The sequence below is a fragment of the Desulfurellaceae bacterium genome, from assembly GCA_021296095.1.
Classification (GTDB): Bacteria; Desulfobacterota; Binatia; order Bin18; family Bin18; genus JAAXHF01.
Genome location: JAGWBB010000023.1, coordinates 43,788 through 44,148, shown reverse-complemented (window position 1 = coordinate 44,148; position 361 = coordinate 43,788). Strand labels below are relative to the sequence as shown.

Here is a 361-nt window from a genome sequence, read left to right as displayed (position 1 = left end):
ACTAGTCCGTCCTGATCAACAATGCGGCAACCGGTAAAGGCGACGGCATTGTAGCTTGACGCAAACCCGGACATGGGGGAGACCAGCATCGCCGTTCCCGAAATGTTCCTGGGGATCGCATGTTCTGGAAGGAAATTAGTCTCTGGTGTCCCCGCGGTGTCATCCTCGAGGGCACTCACAGGGTTGAGCCATGCTTCGATGTAGCCACTCTCTGTTTCTCCCAGGGAGGCCATCTCTCCCGCCTCCGGCGGCATTGGGAGATTCATATTGGAAGGGTTGCTAGTGCTCAGTTCCCGAAAATTTCCGTCACATTCGCCTGGGTCCATGACCATGAGGCCATCCATGGAGAAATTTGCTGTCC

1 protein-coding gene is annotated in these 361 nt (G+C 55.7%); it reads right to left on the bottom strand.

The genetic code is table 11. The annotated features are described in order from the left end of the window. On the bottom strand, nucleotides 1-344 hold a 344-nt coding region (locus J4F42_07555; GenBank protein MCE2485353.1), incomplete at its 3' end, for a hypothetical protein. Nucleotides 345-361 lie beyond the last annotated feature (17 nt).